11 protein-coding genes and 2 pseudogenes are annotated in these 16,076 nt (G+C 65.3%); 6 read left to right on the top strand and 7 right to left on the bottom strand.

Features of this window, described 5'->3' with window-relative positions:
• From ACLP4W_RS08470 to ACLP4W_RS08485, 4 genes and pseudogenes are all read left to right on the top strand, one after another.
• A pseudogene (locus ACLP4W_RS08470) lies at window positions 1-137 on the top strand (enoyl-CoA hydratase/isomerase family protein); the annotation flags it as partial.
• A gap of 19 nt (window positions 138-156) precedes the next feature.
• On the top strand, window positions 157-2,520 hold the full coding sequence (locus ACLP4W_RS08475) for a CaiB/BaiF CoA transferase family protein (protein ID WP_442385696.1): 2,364 nt from the start codon (window positions 157-159) through the stop codon (window positions 2,518-2,520).
• A complete protein-coding gene (locus ACLP4W_RS08480) occupies window positions 2,517-3,281 on the top strand; it encodes an SDR family NAD(P)-dependent oxidoreductase (RefSeq protein ID WP_442385697.1) in 765 nt (254 codons plus the stop codon). Before ACLP4W_RS08475 ends, ACLP4W_RS08480 begins: the two co-directional genes overlap by 4 nt.
• Before the next feature lie 6 nt (window positions 3,282-3,287).
• Window positions 3,288-4,646 carry a hypothetical protein gene (locus ACLP4W_RS08485; RefSeq protein ID WP_442385698.1) on the top strand — a complete coding sequence of 453 codons (1,359 nt, stop codon included), beginning with the start codon at window positions 3,288-3,290 and terminating at the stop codon, window positions 4,644-4,646.
• Here ACLP4W_RS08485 and ACLP4W_RS08490 read toward each other — a convergent pair.
• The 7 genes and pseudogenes from ACLP4W_RS08490 to ACLP4W_RS08520 all read right to left on the bottom strand — a co-directional run bounded on the left by ACLP4W_RS08490 (window position 4,606) and on the right by ACLP4W_RS08520 (window position 14,600).
• Window positions 4,606-5,736, bottom strand: a complete 1,131-nt coding sequence (locus ACLP4W_RS08490; RefSeq protein ID WP_442385699.1) for a M24 family metallopeptidase — start codon at window positions 5,734-5,736, stop codon at window positions 4,606-4,608. The genes ACLP4W_RS08485 and ACLP4W_RS08490 overlap by 41 nt on opposite strands.
• The gene (locus tag ACLP4W_RS08495; RefSeq protein WP_442385700.1) at window positions 5,726-6,961 is read right to left on the bottom strand and encodes a M24 family metallopeptidase; all 1,236 of its coding nucleotides are present in this window, start codon (window positions 6,959-6,961) and stop codon (window positions 5,726-5,728) included. The genes ACLP4W_RS08490 and ACLP4W_RS08495 overlap by 11 nt, the downstream gene beginning before the upstream one ends.
• Window position 6,962: 1 nt before the next feature.
• Window positions 6,963-8,129 (bottom strand): amidohydrolase family protein, encoded by a 1,167-nt coding sequence (locus ACLP4W_RS08500; RefSeq protein ID WP_442385701.1) that lies wholly within the window; start codon window positions 8,127-8,129, stop codon window positions 6,963-6,965.
• A 16-nt stretch (window positions 8,130-8,145) separates the two neighbouring features.
• Window positions 8,146-11,691, bottom strand: coding sequence for a carboxylic acid reductase (gene car, locus ACLP4W_RS08505; protein WP_442385702.1), 3,546 nt, complete (start codon window positions 11,689-11,691; stop codon window positions 8,146-8,148).
• A 17-nt stretch (window positions 11,692-11,708) separates the two neighbouring features.
• Window positions 11,709-12,664, bottom strand: a pseudogene (locus ACLP4W_RS08510) (SDR family oxidoreductase).
• Entirely contained in the window at window positions 12,658-13,881 is a 1,224-nt protein-coding gene (locus ACLP4W_RS08515; RefSeq protein ID WP_442385703.1) for a cytochrome P450, read from the bottom strand. Before ACLP4W_RS08515 ends, ACLP4W_RS08510 begins: the two are co-directional and overlap by 7 nt.
• 41 nt (window positions 13,882-13,922) lie before the next feature.
• Window positions 13,923-14,600: a TetR family transcriptional regulator gene (locus ACLP4W_RS08520; protein ID WP_442385704.1), complete on the bottom strand. Its 678-nt coding sequence runs from the start codon at window positions 14,598-14,600 to the stop codon at window positions 13,923-13,925.
• Window positions 14,601-14,746: 146 nt separating this feature from the next.
• Between ACLP4W_RS08520 and ACLP4W_RS08525 the strand changes: the two genes are divergently transcribed.
• Complete coding sequence (locus ACLP4W_RS08525) at window positions 14,747-15,223, top strand: nitroreductase family deazaflavin-dependent oxidoreductase (RefSeq protein WP_442385705.1); 477 nt, start codon at window positions 14,747-14,749, stop codon at window positions 15,221-15,223.
• Between the two features lie 27 nt (window positions 15,224-15,250).
• Window positions 15,251-16,072, top strand: a complete 822-nt coding sequence (locus ACLP4W_RS08530) for a DUF4396 domain-containing protein (RefSeq protein WP_442385706.1) — start codon at window positions 15,251-15,253, stop codon at window positions 16,070-16,072.
• Window positions 16,073-16,076: the final 4 nt, after the last annotated feature.

The raw sequence follows: 16,076 nt of genomic DNA on the forward strand, positions 1-16,076 counted from the left end.
TGATCCAAAACGACGCGCAAGAGGTCGACCTCACCGAGGGCACCTTCGAAAAGGGCCTCAACAACGTCGTGAAGGACAACGACCTCAACTTCCCGCCGGAGTGGCGTCTGAGCCGCTCGGGACGCAAGAAACCCTAACCGCTTTGCGAGGTCGAGCGTGCCGGCGCTGAGGGGTATCAGGGTCGTTGAGCTAGCCGAATCGGTCGCGGGGGAGTACTGCGGAAAGCTGTTGGCCGACTTCGGGGCCGCGGTGATCAAGGTCGAGGCGCCCGGGCGCGGAAGCCCAACCCGGGCGATGGCGCCCGTCGTCAATGACGACGCCGGGTGCGAAGGCAGCGCACTGTTCGCCTACCTGAATACGAACAAGCAGTCCGTCGTACTCGACGCCGACTCCTCGATCGACGTCGACCAGCTACACCAGCTGATCAGCACCGCCGACGCTGTCATCGAGGACCGCGCCACGGATTGGTCCGAACGACATCCGAATGTCGTGTTCTGCTCGATCAGCCCGTTCGGCCAAAAAATGGGCGCTGCGTTCGACAATGCGAAGAGCATCAACGTGTTTCACGCCAGCGGTTGGGGGTATCACACCCCCAGCCACGCCGACCCCGACAAGCCGCCGCTGCAGGGGCCCGGCCGCTTCCTGGCCGACTACGAAGCGGGACTCGACGCTGCGCTGTGCGTCGCGTCATCGCTGTTCGGGCGGCTGCACACCAGCCAGGGCGAGTTCATCGATATTTCGCAGCACGCCGTACTGGTGTCCCGCGCCGACTGCATCTTGGGCCGATTCATCACCGGCGAGGTCGAAGCCTTCGGTGACCGCAGTGATTATGACCAGGCAGGTCCGGCATCGTTTTTCGCCTGCGCCGACGGCTTTGTCTACCTCTACATGACCAGTCGTGCGCACTGGCTCGGCGTGAAGGCACTCATGGGCGAACCCGAATGGCTCGAGGCTTTCGACGACGACTGGCTGGAGTTCTCCGTCACGGCGGAAAAGGTCGCTGCGTTTCAGCGGGGATTCGCGATGTGGGTGCGAGATCTGGCCAAAGATGCCGCCGCCGACCAAGCCCAGCGCCTAGGCGTCCCGCTAGTCCCTGTCAACGGTGCCGCGGATCTGCACCGATCGCCCCAGTACCGTCATCGTGGTTTTTTCCAGCAGGTTCGGCATCCCGTCCTGGGCGATGCGGCATATCCCACCGTGCCGTATGCGTTCAGTGCATCACCGGCTGAAATCACTGCTGCCGCACCCGCTCTCGGCCAACACACCGCGCCGGTGCTGGGCCGGCTCAACAAGGCGCGCCCGCTGCCGGCGGTCAAGTCGGCACAACTGCGGCCACCCAAGCATCCCCGAGGCGGCCCGCTGGAAGGGGTACGTGTCGTCGAACTCACCAAGGTGTGGGCCGGTCCGTACACGGGAAAACTGTTGGCGCTGCTGGGCGCTGAAGTCATCAAGATCGAAACCGCCGCCAACCCAGAGGAGATGCGCGCCTACGGCGGCACCGACATCAACCACGCACCCTACTTTCTGAGCATCAACCCCGAGATCCTGAGCGTGGATCTCGACATCAAGTCGGCCGAGGGCATGACGCGGCTGCGCGAGCTGATCGCCCGCAGCGACCTCGTCATCAACAACCTTCGCCCGGGCGCGATGGAGCGCCAGGGCCTGGGGTATGAGCAGCTCAAGGCGGTCAAGTCGGACATCATCTCGGTGTCGATCAAGATGTGGGGCAACGACGGGCCGCTGGGACACCAAACCGGCTATGCGCCATGCTTCGCGGCGATCGCCGGACTCGCGTCGCTGGTCGGCTACCCCGGCGGGCCTCCGCTCGGGACCAGCATGCGCTACGGGGACTCCACGGTCGGCGCGGCCGGCGCGTACGCCGCCGTGGTGGCATTACTGCACCGAGAACTCAGCGGCGAAGGACAATTTGTCGACGTATCGGCAGTGGAAACCCTCTCCACGATGATCGGTGACTGCCTGCTCGAACAAAGCCTCACCGGAAAACGCCTCGGGCCCAACGGCAATCATCACCCCGACATGTGCCCGCACGGCTGCTATCCCTGCTCGGACGGTGCCTGGGTCACCATGGCCGTGGCCAACGACGCCGAATGGCGGCGGCTGTCCGACGTGCTCGATGCCCCCGCGCTGGCCCTTGACCCGCGCTACGCGACGATGGCCGAGCGACACCGCCACGCCGATGCGCTCGATGCCGACCTCGCGCGGCGCACCCGCAACCACGATGCGGAGCGCCTCGCGCACCGCCTGCGGGCGGCGGGAGTGCCGGCGAGCAAGAGCGCGACCGCAATCGATGTGATCGGCGATCAACGCTTGTGGGACCGCGAGTTATACCGCTTCGTCACGGATCACCGCGAAGGCCAGCGTCCGATACTCGGACCGTCATGGCGGTTGGCGCGCGCCCCGGCGCAGATTGAGCGCGGCGCACCAGACCTCGGTGAGGACACTGATTACGTTCTGCACGAGATCCTGCGGGCGAGATCTCGAACGGGAGGCGGACCATGACGGCGGCGTTGGCGAATACGGCGGCCTTGGTGACCGGTGCGAGCAGCGGTATCGGCGCGGCGACGGCCAAGGCGCTGGCCGCCGAGGGAGCCACGGTGGCGCTCCTGGCGCGCCGGGCCGACCGGCTGGCCGAATTGAAGAACGACATCGAATCCGCAGGTGGCACAGCGCTCGTCGTGGCCGCCGATGTCACCGACGCCGAACAGGTATCGGCAGCCGTACAGCGCACCGTCGCTGAGTTGGGACGCCTCGACACCGTGGTCAACAACGCCGGGCTGATGCGGATGGGGCCGGCAACCGAAGCGCCGCTGCAGGATTGGGACGACCTGGTGGCGGTCAACGTGCAAGGGGTTCTGTACGTCACCCGGGCCGCGCTTCCGCACCTGATCGATGCCGCCGCCGATTCCCCGCGCGGTGTGGCAGACCTCGTCACAATCAGTTCCACCGCGGGCTGGGTGGCCCGACCAGGCACCGCGGTGTATTCGCTGACCAAGTTCGGGATCAACGCCTTCAGCGAGGGTGTCCGCCAAGAGGTACTCGGTAAGCGGGTCCGCGTGGGTGTGGTGGGCCCCGGGACGGTGGATACCGAGATCAGCACCCATCTGCCCGCACCGTCGCGGGAGGCGTTCGAGCGTCAGACCGCCGACATGGTCAAGTTGCGGCCGGAAGATATCGCCGACGCGGTGCTCTTCATGGTGACGCGCGACCGCCGGGTGGCGGTCAACCACATGTTGGTGCGCGCGGCCGAACAGACCTGGTGATCCCCGATGCATGCCGACGCTCCGAGCGGGCACCGCTGGGTCGTCGGCGACATGCACAGGTTGGCGTTTTCCGCCGACCCCGAGGCATTGCGTAGCGGCGGGGCGCGGTTTCTCACCGACGCATTTCGGGCAACGGGTGTGCTCGCGGACGGTAACGCCGTCACGAGCGTCACCGGGTTCCGGGACGTGAGCGGCGGCAGCACCGGGCGCAAAGTCATACTGTCGGTCGAATACGGCAACTCTGCACCGGATCTGCATACCGACTTGTTCGTCAAGTTCTCGCGCGATTTCGACAACCCGACACGCGATCGCGGAAAGACACAGATGGAGCCGGAGGTGCGGTTCGCCGCACTGTCACGCGCTCCGGAATTCCCCATCGCGGTACCCGGCGCCCAATTCGGTGACTACCACCAGAAAACCGGCACCGGAATACTGATCACCGAACGAATCCGGTTCGGCGACAACGGCATCGAATGCCAGTACCACAAGTGCCTCGACTACGAGATGCCCGAACCCGTCGAGCACTACCGCGCGCTGCTCACCGCGCTGGCCCGCCTTGCCGGCACCCACCGGTCCGGACGCCTGCCGGCCGACCTGATCGCGCACTTCCCCCTGGACGTGCAGGCCGCAACGGTGGGAGAACGAGCGCCGCTGTCCGCGGACAAGCTGGAACGACGATTGCACCAACTGGCCGCATTTGCCGAAACCAATCCCGGGCTGCTGCCCGGCAACGTGGGCTCACCCGAGTTCTTGGCACGCCTACGCGAAGACGTGCCGCGGGTCGCGCACCACGAGCGCAGCATCGCCCGCCAGCTGGCCACCGACACCGACTATGTCGCGCTGTGTCATTGGAATGCCAACATCGACAACGCCTGGTTTTGGCGAGACACCGACGATGTTCTGCGCTGCGGCTTGATGGACTGGGGATGCGTCAGCCAAATGAATCTGGGCATGGCCATCTGGGGAGCCCTGTCGGGTGCCGAGACTGAGATGTGGAATCGGCACCTCGACGAGTTGCTGCACCTGTTCGTCGCGGAGGTTCGCGGTTGTGGTGGTCCTGATCTCGACGCTGACCGGTTATTCCGGCACACGCTGCTGTACGCGGCGGCGATGGGTGCGGCCTGGCTCCTGGACGTGCCGGCGTTGATCCGCGCACGTTTCGGGGCGGCCGCGCCCAACAGCCGCACGGACCCTCGAATCAGGGGCGCTGAGAGCGTGCGCGCGCCCCTGCAGATGCTGTCGAACTTGCTGAACCTGTGGGAGCGGCATCGCCTGGGTGACCTGCTGGACGCGGCTCTCGCCGAAGGGGAACGAGGTGGCCAGGTCAATCCGCGGCATCGTCCGGCCACAACGGGCTGGTGGTGAGCACGTCGGCGCCGTCTTCGGTGATGTGGACGGTGTCTCGGCGGATCACCGCCCCGACCCCGCCCTGCCACACGTAGCCGGTGATCGCCAGCACCATCCCGGCGTCGAGACGGTCGCGTTCGCCGGCGGCCGAGAGCATTTCGGATACAACGGGCGGATCGAAACCCAGTCCCAACCCATACGCAACGGGCATGGGCGGTACCGGTTCGTTGGCTGCTTCATAGGCGGCGACCAGCTCGCGGGTGTCCGCACCGGGACGACACGCGGCAATCATTTTGTCGTACAGCGCATTCGAGCGCACAAATAGCTTGCGCGTCGAATCGTCAGCGGTGTCGCCCGCCGGCCAGGTCCGGCCCACCTCGCCGACATAACCGTCCGCCAGGGCGCCTGCGGCGAACGCGACGAGGTCGCCCTCACGCACCTCGCGGCCGGCCCGCTGCCAGGGGTGTTCCGGCGACGTCACCCACGCGCCGTCCTGGGTGGCCGGCGTGCTCACCCCGCCCGCGGCCATGGCCTCCATCATGATCCCGGCCAGCTTTTGCTCGGACACCCCGGACCGCAACTCGGCCACGGCGGCGGACAGCCCTCCCTCGGCGACGCGCAGCGCCGGGCCCATCGCCGCGATCTCATCCGGTGTCTTGATGCGCCGGGCCGCCCGCATGGCGGGCTCGGCGTCGACGATCTCCGCATTGGGAAACGCCTCGGGCAGCAGTGCGGCGAAAGTGGGTGTGATCGCGTCGGTCCCGACCCGCAGGGCCGCTTCGGCCCCGTCGATTTTCTTCAGCACATCGATGAGGGTCATCGGATTCCAGGCCAGCCCGTAGAGGTGGTCGTGGCCGATCTCCTTGGGGACCCCCTCGTCATCGGTGCTGTTGAGGTAAATCTCTCCGGAGGAGCGCACCACGACGCACATCGGACCGAACGGCCGCGTTCCGGCGATCCACAGCTGTGGCGCACCGCTGACGTAGCGGATGTTGGCTTGCCGCCCCAGCACCAGCATGTCGAGGTCGTAGGCGCCCATCTGGGCCAGGGCCCGTTCGCGCCGTCCGATCCGTAATGCCCTGTTGTCGGGCGAGATTTCAGTCGCCATAGGGGGAGTAGGGGTAGTCGGTGATCGGCATGTAGCCGTTCTCGGTGATCACGATGATCTCCTCACTGCGGTAACCCCCGGTTCCGTCCTCCCAGATCACCGGTTCCAACACCAGAACCATGCCGGGCGGGAAGACGAAGTTGTCGTCGAACTCTTCCCCGAGATCCGTTCCGATCATGGGCGCTTCGGCCGGATAGGTGCCGATGCCGTGGCCGAGGTAGAAGTGCGGCAGCCACGGTTTGCGGCCGCCGTTCGCCGCGATCGCCGCGCGCGCCAAGTCACCTGAGGTGACGCCGGCCTCGGTCACCGCGAGCACGGCGTCCAGGATGGCCCGCCACTGCCGGAATTGATTTTGTTGCCGCGCAGTGGGTTTGTCGCCGACGATCCAGGTGCGGCCGAAGTCCGAGCAGTATCCGGCGTAGGTGAGGCTGATGTCGGTCCACAGCACGTCTCCGGCAGCCAGTTCGCGCGCGGTGGGGAGGAGGGGCAGCGCGAGATCACCATGGGTCGTCCACACGCCGGCTTCCCGTGAGCTGGGCATGACTTGCCAGATGGCGTCGAGCATGTTGGTGGTGGCGCCCAGTTCGAAAGCCCGGCGCACCAGCGCGGCCGAGAGATCGATCTGCCGGACGCCCGGCGCCAACGCCTGCTGCACGTCCACGATGGCCGCTTCGGTGATACGGCACGCCTTGCGCAGACAGGACAGCTCGTCGCGGGTCTTCACCAATTGCGCGGCGCCAAGCACGATCGCGGCGTCCGAGGGTGTTTTAGACCCGAACAACTTGGGCGCGGCCCGGCGCATGGCGCCCGTGAGCTCGTCGACGGCGATGTTGGCCCCCGTCGGAATCAGTGCAGCAAGCTCGCGGGCGAAATGCTCGACACCTTGGTCGAATTCAAGGTAAACAGGACCGTGCAAATGGTCCTCGGGCACCGGCGGTGGTGCTGACGCCCCGCTGCGGAACGGCATGAACAGGTGCGGATGCCGGTCATCGGCCAGCACGACCGCCACCGGGCGCTCCACATGCGACAGGCCCGCGTCCAACAACGGCCAGCTCGCACCAGTCGCGTAACCGACATAGCCGTTCATCAGCAGGATCAGCGCGTTGACCCCCTGCTCGGCCATCGCGGAACGCAGGCGCACCCCGACCTCCGCGCGCATGCGTGCCCAGTCCGGCTCGTCGGGAATGTCGATTGCCGACCCCCGAGCGGCCAGTGAGTTCGTCATGCTAGATCCCCAAGAACTTTTTGACGTTACCGCCGACAACGCGGACCGCGTCCTCGGGGCCCACGGCCTCGACCACGGCGGCCAGCGACCTCTCCGAATAGCCGAAAGTGCTCTCGTTGTGCGGATAGTCAGACGACCACATCACCTTGTCGATTCCGATCTCGTCGATCTGGTCGAGGCCCAGACCGTCAACCATGAACGACGCGCACATGTGATTGTCCCAGTAGTAGCGGATGTCGCGTTCCGGGTGGTTCTTGAGCATGTGCCGATAGGAGGCCAAGACGTGCTCGGCGTCTTGAAGGGCCGGTGGGACCCAGGCGATTCCGCCCTCGAACCAGCCGACACGCAGGCGAGGGTGCCGGTCGAGAATGCCGCCGAAGATGTACTTGGAGAACATCTCCCGAAATGAGTCGATGTTGACCATCATGGCCACCGCCACGCTATTGACCTCGCTGGGGCACTTCGGCTGACTTTCACCGATGTGGTGGGTGACCGGCAGGCCCGCGTCTTCGATCTCGTCCCACACGGCGCTCATCTCGGTGCTCGAATAGTCGATGACGTGGCCGTTGTCGTCATTGCCGGGGCTCAGTGGCAGCAGAAACGTCTTGAGCCCCAGCGACTTGAGCTCCGACAGGGTCCGCCGAGTGCCGTGCGGATCCCACCAGTTGATCAGGCCGACCCCGTAGCAGTGGCCGTTGGAGCGCTCCTGCACGTCGGCGATGCGTTCGTTGTAGATGCGCAGAATCCGTTCGCGCAAATCCTTGTCGGGATCGTGGAACAACGCGAGCACCGCGTTGGGGAACACCAATTCCTTATCGACGCCGTCTTCGGCAAGTTCCCGCACGCGGGCATCGATGTTGTTGGAGACCGCGCCCGCCAGATCGTCGTATTGCATGAGCACCGCGCTGAAATCGCCAACCACCATCGATTGTCCTGGCCGGCCCAGCAGGTAGGCGCCGTCCTCGTACCAGATCCGCGGCGCGTAATCTTTGAGATCGTCGGGGAAGCGTTCGTAGAAGATGTCGTCGGCCACTGAAATATGGTTGTCGGCCGAGAACACCTCCGTGTCGGCGGGCAGGCCGGTATTGGATTCTGCGGCGTGACCACGGCGGTGCTTGGGTGCGCCGATCACGCCCTCCGGGTAAAGGGTGCGGGTTTGACTTGACATCATTGTCCCTTCGAATTTATTGCGATAGCACACCAACCCGTTCGAGGTCGACGAGATACTTCTCGATCAACTCCTTCGAAAGGTGGGGGATCTCCCGACCAGACCCTTGAACCGCCGCCTGGAAGCGCGCTCCTGGTACCGGTGAGCCGGCGACCGCGATCATGGGTTCACGGTAGACGTCCAGCACCGTGAGCACCGACTGCGCACGCTGTCGTTCGGGCAGCGCGCGCATCGCTGTCTCGAACCGACTCAGCCAACTCCGGTAGTCGTCGATCTTTTCGACGGGATGGCCCGCGGCGATGATCCAGTCGACGAACGTGTCCAGGGAGATACCGTCGTCATGCGGATTGGTCGTGTTGTAGGTGTCAAAGCCGGTGCCGTGCTGTGGGCCGATGGCAGCGATCGCGTTGGCAAGGAAGTCGACCGGCAGACCCTCGTAGTGCGGACGCTTGGCTTGCTTCCCGGCACTCTCATCGCCACGGTAGAACGACCGCGGAGCCACACCGGTGGCGACCAGACTGAACAACAGCCGGGTAAATATGTCGGGCACATTCAGCTGCCCCGCGTAGCGGCTGTCGGCGAGGATCATGCCGGGCCGAAACACCGCCACGGGCAATCCGCACAGGTCGTGCGCCTCCCGCAGCAGGACCTCGCCGGCCCACTTGCTGATCCCGTAACCGTTGGCGTAGCCGTCGTTGACCGTGCAGGCAGGTACGGCGCGACGAATATCGGTGTCTTCATCGACGAGCTGATGCGCCACCGCACTGATGCCCATCGTGGAAATGTAGTGGAACGGTTTGAGTCTGGCGGTGATTGCCAGTCGGATCACCTCGGCGGTGCCCACCACGTTACGGGCGAACAACTGGTGGTAGGGCAGCACGTGGTTGACGTGCGCCGCTGGGTGCACGATGAGGTCCACGGTCTGGGCCAGTCGCTGCCAAGTTGCCTCGTTCAGGCCGAGATAGGGCTCGCTGATGTCGCCGGCCAGTACCTCGAGATGCCCGTCGGCCAGCGTCCGGAAGCGGTCGAGGAGCTCGATGTCGGAGCCCAACGCCGTCTCGATGCGCTGGCGCGCCTGCGCCACGTCGGCACCACGGGTCACGCACACGAGTGTGCCGCCCGAATCGGCCAGTTCGTGCAGCCATTCCATGCCGAGGAACCGGCCCAGAAAACCGGTTGAGCCGGTGAGCAGGACCGTGCGGATCTCTTTGGTGGGCTGGGGCAGCGACATCGCGGTCTGCAGGGTGTCGTCGTCGATGAACTTGTCCAGGGTTAGGTCCTCGGCGTGCACCTCGATGCTGCCGGAGTCGTGCGCCCCCCGGTGCACCGAAGCGTATGTCGGTCGCAAGGCGTCCGAGTCACGGTGACGTTGTATGTAGTTGGCGATGCTTACCAGGTCCCCGGTCGGGTCGATGACCACCCCAACGGGCACTTCCACGCCGTAGATGTCGGCCAGCAGGTTCGAAAACGTCAGAGCGGACAGCGAGTCACCGCCCAGGTCTATGAATCGCGCCTCCGGCGAGACGTCGGCCGCCGACACACCGAGAGCGGCCTGCACGGCCTTGGTGATGGTCGCCAGCACCGGTTGGTCCGACCCACCGGTGCGCAGGGCCCTCAGCTGGCTGAGCTGGTCCTGGGCCATCGACGCGTACAGCTGCTCCAGGCTGTCGCCGTAGCGGGCTTTGAGCCTGGGACGCAGGAATTTTCCGACACCCGACAGCAGGCCGTTCGCGAGGCTGAACGGCTCCTTCTCGATGAGAAAGTCGCGTGGGATCTCGTAGCCGTTGAGCCTGTTGTCGCGCGCGATCTGTTGCAGCGATTCGTGGATCGCCGACGCATCCGCCACATCTTCCGTGGGAACGACCACGGCCAGCAGGAAGGACCGTTCGCTGTTGCCGTACATGTAGATCTGGCGGATCAGGGGGCTCGTCGCGTACAACGCCTCCAGCCGTGAGACCGCGACGAACTCGCCCTGCGCGAGCTTGATGACGTTGTTGCGCCGGTCCACATAGCGCAACCGGTCGGGGCCGACCTCGGCCATGATGTCGCCGGTCTTGTAGTAGCCGTCCTCGTCGAACATCGCGGCCGTCAGATCCGGGCGGTTGTAGTAGCCGGCCATGAACCGGGCGGACTTGACCGCCAATTCGCCACGCGGATAGGGCTTGTCGGTATTGAAGTAGCCCGCTTCGGGGACGTCGAGCAGCTTGTAATCGATGACCGGTGGCCGCAACACGTGCTCGTCCGCGACGATCATCCCGCCGGCGATCTCGGTGGACGAATAACCGATCAACAGGTGCTGGTCGAGCACCTGCTCCATGAACTCTTTGATCTCGGGGGATAAGGCGGCCGATCCACAGCCCACCGCGAGCACCCGACCGCCCAGAATCTTCTCGCGGATGGTGGTTTTGATGTCCTCGCCGACTTCGTCGGGATCGACGCCGGGACCCATTCGCCGATCGAGTTCGCGCTGACAATGGTGGAAGAACATCTCGCAGACCCTCGGCACCAGGCTCATCGAGGTTGGCCGGACGAGCGCCAGATCGTCGAACAGCGTCGAGAGGTCGCTCTTGGCGGCGAAGTAGCTGGTGCCGCCGTTGGCCAACGTCAAGATCACGTAGCCGTAGCCGATGAGGTGACTCATCGGCATGTAGCTCAGCGTGATGACGGGCTGGTCGGACTGGGCCAACCAGGTGCCGATGCACAAGCTTTCGGTGAACATGGCGCCCTTGGGTGTGCCGGTGCTGCCCGATGTGTAGAACACCCACGCCAGTGGGTCTTCGTCCGCAGGTGCGGTGTGCAGGGGCGGGGCCGGCAGCGACGTTCCACGCGCGACAACGTCATCGATCGGCTCGATGGTGATGGGACCGCCCGCCGCGGCCAGCCGCGCCTGCGCCGCCTCGTAGATGGTGCGTTGATCGTCGTCGCCGGGTTCGTAGTCGAAGACGATCAGGCGGCTCGGCGGCGCGCCGGCTGGGACCGTCTCCAAGGCGGCCTCGACCGCAGTCTCGAGATTGTCGAGCCCCACGGCGAGGATTCGCGGTTGGGTCTCCTCCAGTATCGGCGCGTGCTGCGCGGCCGGCGCGCTGGTCTGCAGGGGCACAACCACGGCGCCGAGGTGGATGCAGGCGCATTCGATCGCCGTGTAGTCGATGCTGGCGAATCCCAGCACGCACACGAAGTCCCCGGCGCGCACCGGGTGCTGCTCGTGGTGGTGCCAGTCGGCGGCGGTCGCCTGGATTCGGTCCCACAGGTTCGTGTAGCTCACGGTCTCGAAATGCGGCAGGAGCCGGAGTGTGGAGCGGCCGGTGGCGGGGTCGGTGACGACCTCGCGGGCACGCTGTCCCAGGGCGGGCCGATCGGCGTAGCCCTGCAGGACGGTCGCCATGACCTCGGCGATTCGCTTCCCGCGTTCCCGCGCCGCGGCGGCGATTTGGTCGTCCGGCTTGGTGACGCGGAACTGTTCGTCCTCGGCGTACAACCGCTCACGCCGGCGTGCCACCCGTTCCCACTGGTCCTGCTGTGTACCGGGGTCTTTCGCGTCACTGCGACCGACAAACGGCATTGTTTACCACCCTCTGATCAATCACCGTAGGTGACACCGGTGAGTTGTTCGGACAGCTGCCACAGCTTTTCCCGGCCGGGTTCACTGCGGGCCAATCGGGGAAGCCCGGCCAATGTGACCCCGCCCCCGACGGTTTCGTAAAAGCCGCGCGGACCGTAGTACGTGGCGCCCTGGGCATCCGGTGATACCGCTGCATACAGCGTCGGCTTGATGCCTTCGTCGACGTCGAGCCACATGAATGGCACTAGGCGCCACGTCAATTGGGTGAATCGCGCCTGCAGCGTCGGCTTGGTCCGACCGTAGGACGCGCCGCTGAGCAAGTTGGTCTTGCTCAATCCGGGATGGGCGGCGTTCGACGCGAGTCCCCACCCATCACGCCGGCTGCGCCGGTCCAGCTCGAACGCGAACATTAGCTGCGCGAGTTTGGCGATCCCGTACGAGCGCATGGGCTTGTAGTCACGCGGTGCGTTAGCTTCAGAAAAGTCACTGAATTCGAGTTGCCGTTGCGTTGCCGCCAGGCTGCTGACCGTGACGACGCGCGCAGATCCCGTGCCGCGCAGCAGCGGCAGCAAGTGGCACGTCAGTGCGAAGTGTCCCAGATGGTTGGTGCCGAATTGCAGTTCGAAGCCATCCTGGGTTTCCTGGCGTTGCGGTGGTGTCATGACGCCGGCATTGTTGATCAGGATGTCGATCGGCCGGCCCTCGGCGGTCAGTTCGCCACCAGCGCCGCAACGCTTTTCAGTGATGACAGGTCGAGAGCCCTGATGCTCAGCTTCGCTGCGGGGAACTCGCGGCGGATCTCGGCGGCCGCGGCCTCGCCCTTGGCCCTGCTGCGGACCGGCATGACGACGTCGGCGCCTGCGGCCGCCAATCGCTTCGCGAGACCGAATCCCAGGCCGCTGTTGGCTCCGGTGACGACGGCGTATCTGCCGGACTGGTCCGGGATTTCCAGCGTCAGATCCGGCTTCACCATGTCACGGGAAGTTCGTAGACGCCGTAGGCCAGGGTGTCGTGTTTGAACGGAAGCTCATCGAGCGGCACAGCGAGCCGCAGCGTTGGGATGCGCCGGAACAACGTGGGCAGAACGATCTGTAATTCCATGCGGGCCAACTGCTGACCGACGCATTGGTGGCGGCCGTAGCCGAACCCGACGTGCGCTCCGTCTTCGCGCCGGAGGTACAGCCGGTCCGGGTCGGGGAACTGGCGGGAATCCCAGTTGGCCGGAGCGATGTCGAGGATGATGCCCTCGCCGGCCCGGATCGTCTCGCCGCCGACTTCGATGTCCTCGACGGCGATGCGACGCTGGCCGGTCTGGATGATGCTCAGATACCGCATCAGCTCCTCGACCGCGGTGGCGATGGCTTTGGGGTCCTCGGCATCACGCATGAACGCCAGCTGGTCGGGGTGCTCCAGCAGGGCCGCGATGCTCAGGCTGATCATGTTTGCGGTGGTCTCGTGACCGGCGATCAGCACGCCAAGGGCCAGTTGAGTGGCCTCGCGCACGCTGATCTCCTCGGCGTTGACGCGCTCGGCCAGGTCGGACACCAAATCCTCTGAGGGGCTTTGCATCTTGGCCCGGATCAGGTTGGCGATGTATTTCGCCAACGACGCGGCGCCCTGAGCCGTGTCCTCTTCGGTCGCATAGCGGCCGGTGCCCCGCTGAGCTTGTTCCTGGAAGAAATCCGCGTCCTCGTAGGGCACCCCCAGCAATTCGCTGATCACCAACGACGGGACGGGCAGCGCCACGGTGCTGACAATTTCGCCCGGCTTTGGGCCAGCCAGCAGGGCGTCGATGCGCTCGTCGACGATCTTTTGCACCGCCGGACGTAGGCCTTCGACCCGCTTGAAGGTGAAGGGTTTTGACAGCATGCGGCGGAAGCGGGTGTGCTCTTCGGCATCGGATGTGAAGACCGACCGTGGCCTCTTGTGCACCGTCGCCAGCATCCCCTCGTTCCAGTGCGGATACCCGGGCAGCCGGTCGTCGACGCTGGTGCGGGAGTCGGTGAACAACGCGCGAATCGCGTCGTACCCGTGGATCAGCCAGGGCGTGCTGCCGTCCCAGATCCGGACCCTGCTGAGCTGCTTGTCAGCGTTGAGCTCCAACACCTTTGGCGGCGGGGCGAAGGGGCAATCCGGCGCCCGCGTCATCGGAAATTCGGGGACATCCGTCGCGGTCGAGATGTCGGTCATCGTGCTCCTCGGTTCTTGGCCTGCGCCGTTTTCTTCGATTGCTAGCCGCCCGCCACGTTCACATGCACCGGCGCGCGCCACAGCCCGACAATCGCGTCGATCAGCCCTTCGCCGGCAACCGGCCAGCTGGACCGCGACCGTGGGCCGTGCTCGGCCAGCGCGCCCTCGTGCTCGGCGCAGGTGTGCATCAGCAGGTTGCGGACCATCGCGATCCGTTCGAAACGCACTCGCTTGGGCAGGTCGGGAAGGCAGCGATTGATGCCGTCGATCGTCTGCACCAGCATCGGCGACGTGAGCGCGTCCTTGGTGACGACCTGGCGATACGTGGGGTCGGCCATCGCCTGGGCGGCAAACCGTGCGTACCAGGTCGGACTGCCCAACTCGGCCAGGTGATCGGTCAGTGGGCGCACCAGTGCGCTCACCCAGTCGCGCAGTTCGGTCGGATCGCCGATGTCGACCAGCATCTGCGCGCGCAGCTCCTCGATCGGCCGGCGGTGCTTGCTTTCGATCGCCCGGAGCAGGTCGGTCCTCGTCCCGAAGTGATAGCAAGCCGCGGCGTTGTTACCTTGTCCGGCCGCCTCGCTGATCTGCCGGTTGGACACGGCATACATGCCACGCTCGGCGAACAACACCTCCGCGGCCGACAAGAGCGCCTCTCGGGTGCCCGTCGATCTGTCGGAACGAGCCATCCGCTCGGCGGTCATCGCCACAGTCAACACCGCGCACGAGATTAAATCAAGCAATTTATTTAGCGGCGACTCCATCCAAACCGACGCGGTAAGCCGTCAAGTCGAAATGCGCAGTAGCCTGCATGATTTCAGCGGCCTGCCGCCCGGGTCGGCTTCGCGCGGAATAGAGTATTCATGTGAATCCGCTGCAGCGGGTGGCGCGGAACCCGACGGCATACCGCTGGCTGGTTCTGCCAGGCCGACCGGTCGCCGTAGGGCTCGAATCCTTGCTCCGGTTCGCCAGTACCGGGCGCATCGGCGTCCTGGACCTCACCGGCTTGCCCAACGTGCAGATCACCACCTCGGGCCGCAAAACGGGCCTTGCCCGCACGGCGACGGTGCAGTACGTACCCGCCGTGGATGGGCTGATCGTGGTCGGCTCCAATTGGGGCCGAGAGCGCCACCCGTCGTGGTCGGCGAATCTCAAAGCGACACAACGGGTCACCGTTCGCACACGCGGCGATCGCTTCACCGCGAAGGTGCGGTTGCTCACCGGAGAGGAACGCGACAAGGCATGGGCCACCGTCCTGGCGGAGTGGCCGAATTATCAGATCGCCCAAGACCGCGCCGGCCGGCGCCAATTCCGTCTGTTTCTCCTCACGCCGACGGCATAACGTCGTTGCCGCTTTAGGCTATTCGTCATGCTCAACGGGGTAATGCTGCTCTGGTGGATCCTGACGGTTCCGTCGTTTCTTTTCGTTGTCGTCGATATATGGCGAACTAGTCGTGAGTCGCCAGTCCTGAAGTGGGCCTTCGTGATTCTGACCGCATTCACTGGGCCTATTGGCGCGTTCTTTTATGTACTCGGTTGCCGGGAACCGCTGCGCGGAACGCACGATGAATACGTCAGGGCCCCATGGCGCCAAGCGCTCGGGTCGACCATGCATTGCGTCGCCGGTGACGGGATCGGCATCGTCGTGGCAGCCGCCGTCGGGTCGGTGCTTGCCCTATCCTTCTGGCCGGATTTCCTGTTCGAGTACGCGCTGGGTTTTGGGTTCGGGTGGGCTTTCTTCCAAGCCTTCGCGATGCGCGATATGGCCGGCGGGTCGTATCTGGCGTCGTTGAAGATGACTTTTCTGCCGGAACTGTTGTCGATGAACTTGCTGATGACCGGAATGGTGCTCACTTCCCGCTTCGCCATGATGCGCGTTGGGGGAGCTGACAACCCAACTCGCCCGCAGTTCTGGTTCGTCATGTCAATGGCGCTGCTAGTCGGGTTCGTGTGCGCCTATCCGATCAACTGGTGGCTGGTTTCCAATCACATGAAGCACGGGATGCTCACCGTTCGCCGCCAATCCGAGCCGACGCCGATGCCCGGGATGGCGATGGGGGAAATGGCGGGAGATGGGCCACAAGAACCGCGAGCGGGGCGGCCCAGTCCGGGCGTGAAAGCCGCGATGACGGTGGCCAGTTTCGCCATCCTCGGTGTCGCGCTCGCAACCGTCGTGCTGGTCGCCATGTGAGCAG

The organism is Mycobacterium sp. (assembly GCF_052145595.1).
Classification (GTDB): domain Bacteria; phylum Actinomycetota; class Actinomycetes; order Mycobacteriales; family Mycobacteriaceae; genus Mycobacterium.

Bases quoted from the DNA above. Each gene is read 5' to 3' on its own strand.
- ACLP4W_RS08485 (WP_442385698.1), top strand. From the start codon at position 3,288: ATGCATGCCGACGCTCCGAGCGGGCACCGCTGGGTCGTCGGCGACATG.
- ACLP4W_RS08530 (WP_442385706.1), top strand. From the start codon at position 15,251: ATGCTCAACGGGGTAATGCTGCTCTGGTGGATCCTGACGGTTCCGTCG.
- ACLP4W_RS08515 (WP_442385703.1), bottom strand. From the start codon at position 13,881: ATGACCGACATCTCGACCGCGACGGATGTCCCCGAATTTCCGATGACG.
- ACLP4W_RS08480 (WP_442385697.1), top strand. From the start codon at position 2,517: ATGACGGCGGCGTTGGCGAATACGGCGGCCTTGGTGACCGGTGCGAGC.
- car (WP_442385702.1), bottom strand. From the start codon at position 11,691: ATGCCGTTTGTCGGTCGCAGTGACGCGAAAGACCCCGGTACACAGCAG.
- ACLP4W_RS08490 (WP_442385699.1), bottom strand. From the start codon at position 5,736: ATGGCGACTGAAATCTCGCCCGACAACAGGGCATTACGGATCGGACGG.
- ACLP4W_RS08495 (WP_442385700.1), bottom strand. From the start codon at position 6,961: ATGACGAACTCACTGGCCGCTCGGGGGTCGGCAATCGACATTCCCGAC.
- ACLP4W_RS08500 (WP_442385701.1), bottom strand. From the start codon at position 8,129: ATGTCAAGTCAAACCCGCACCCTTTACCCGGAGGGCGTGATCGGCGCA.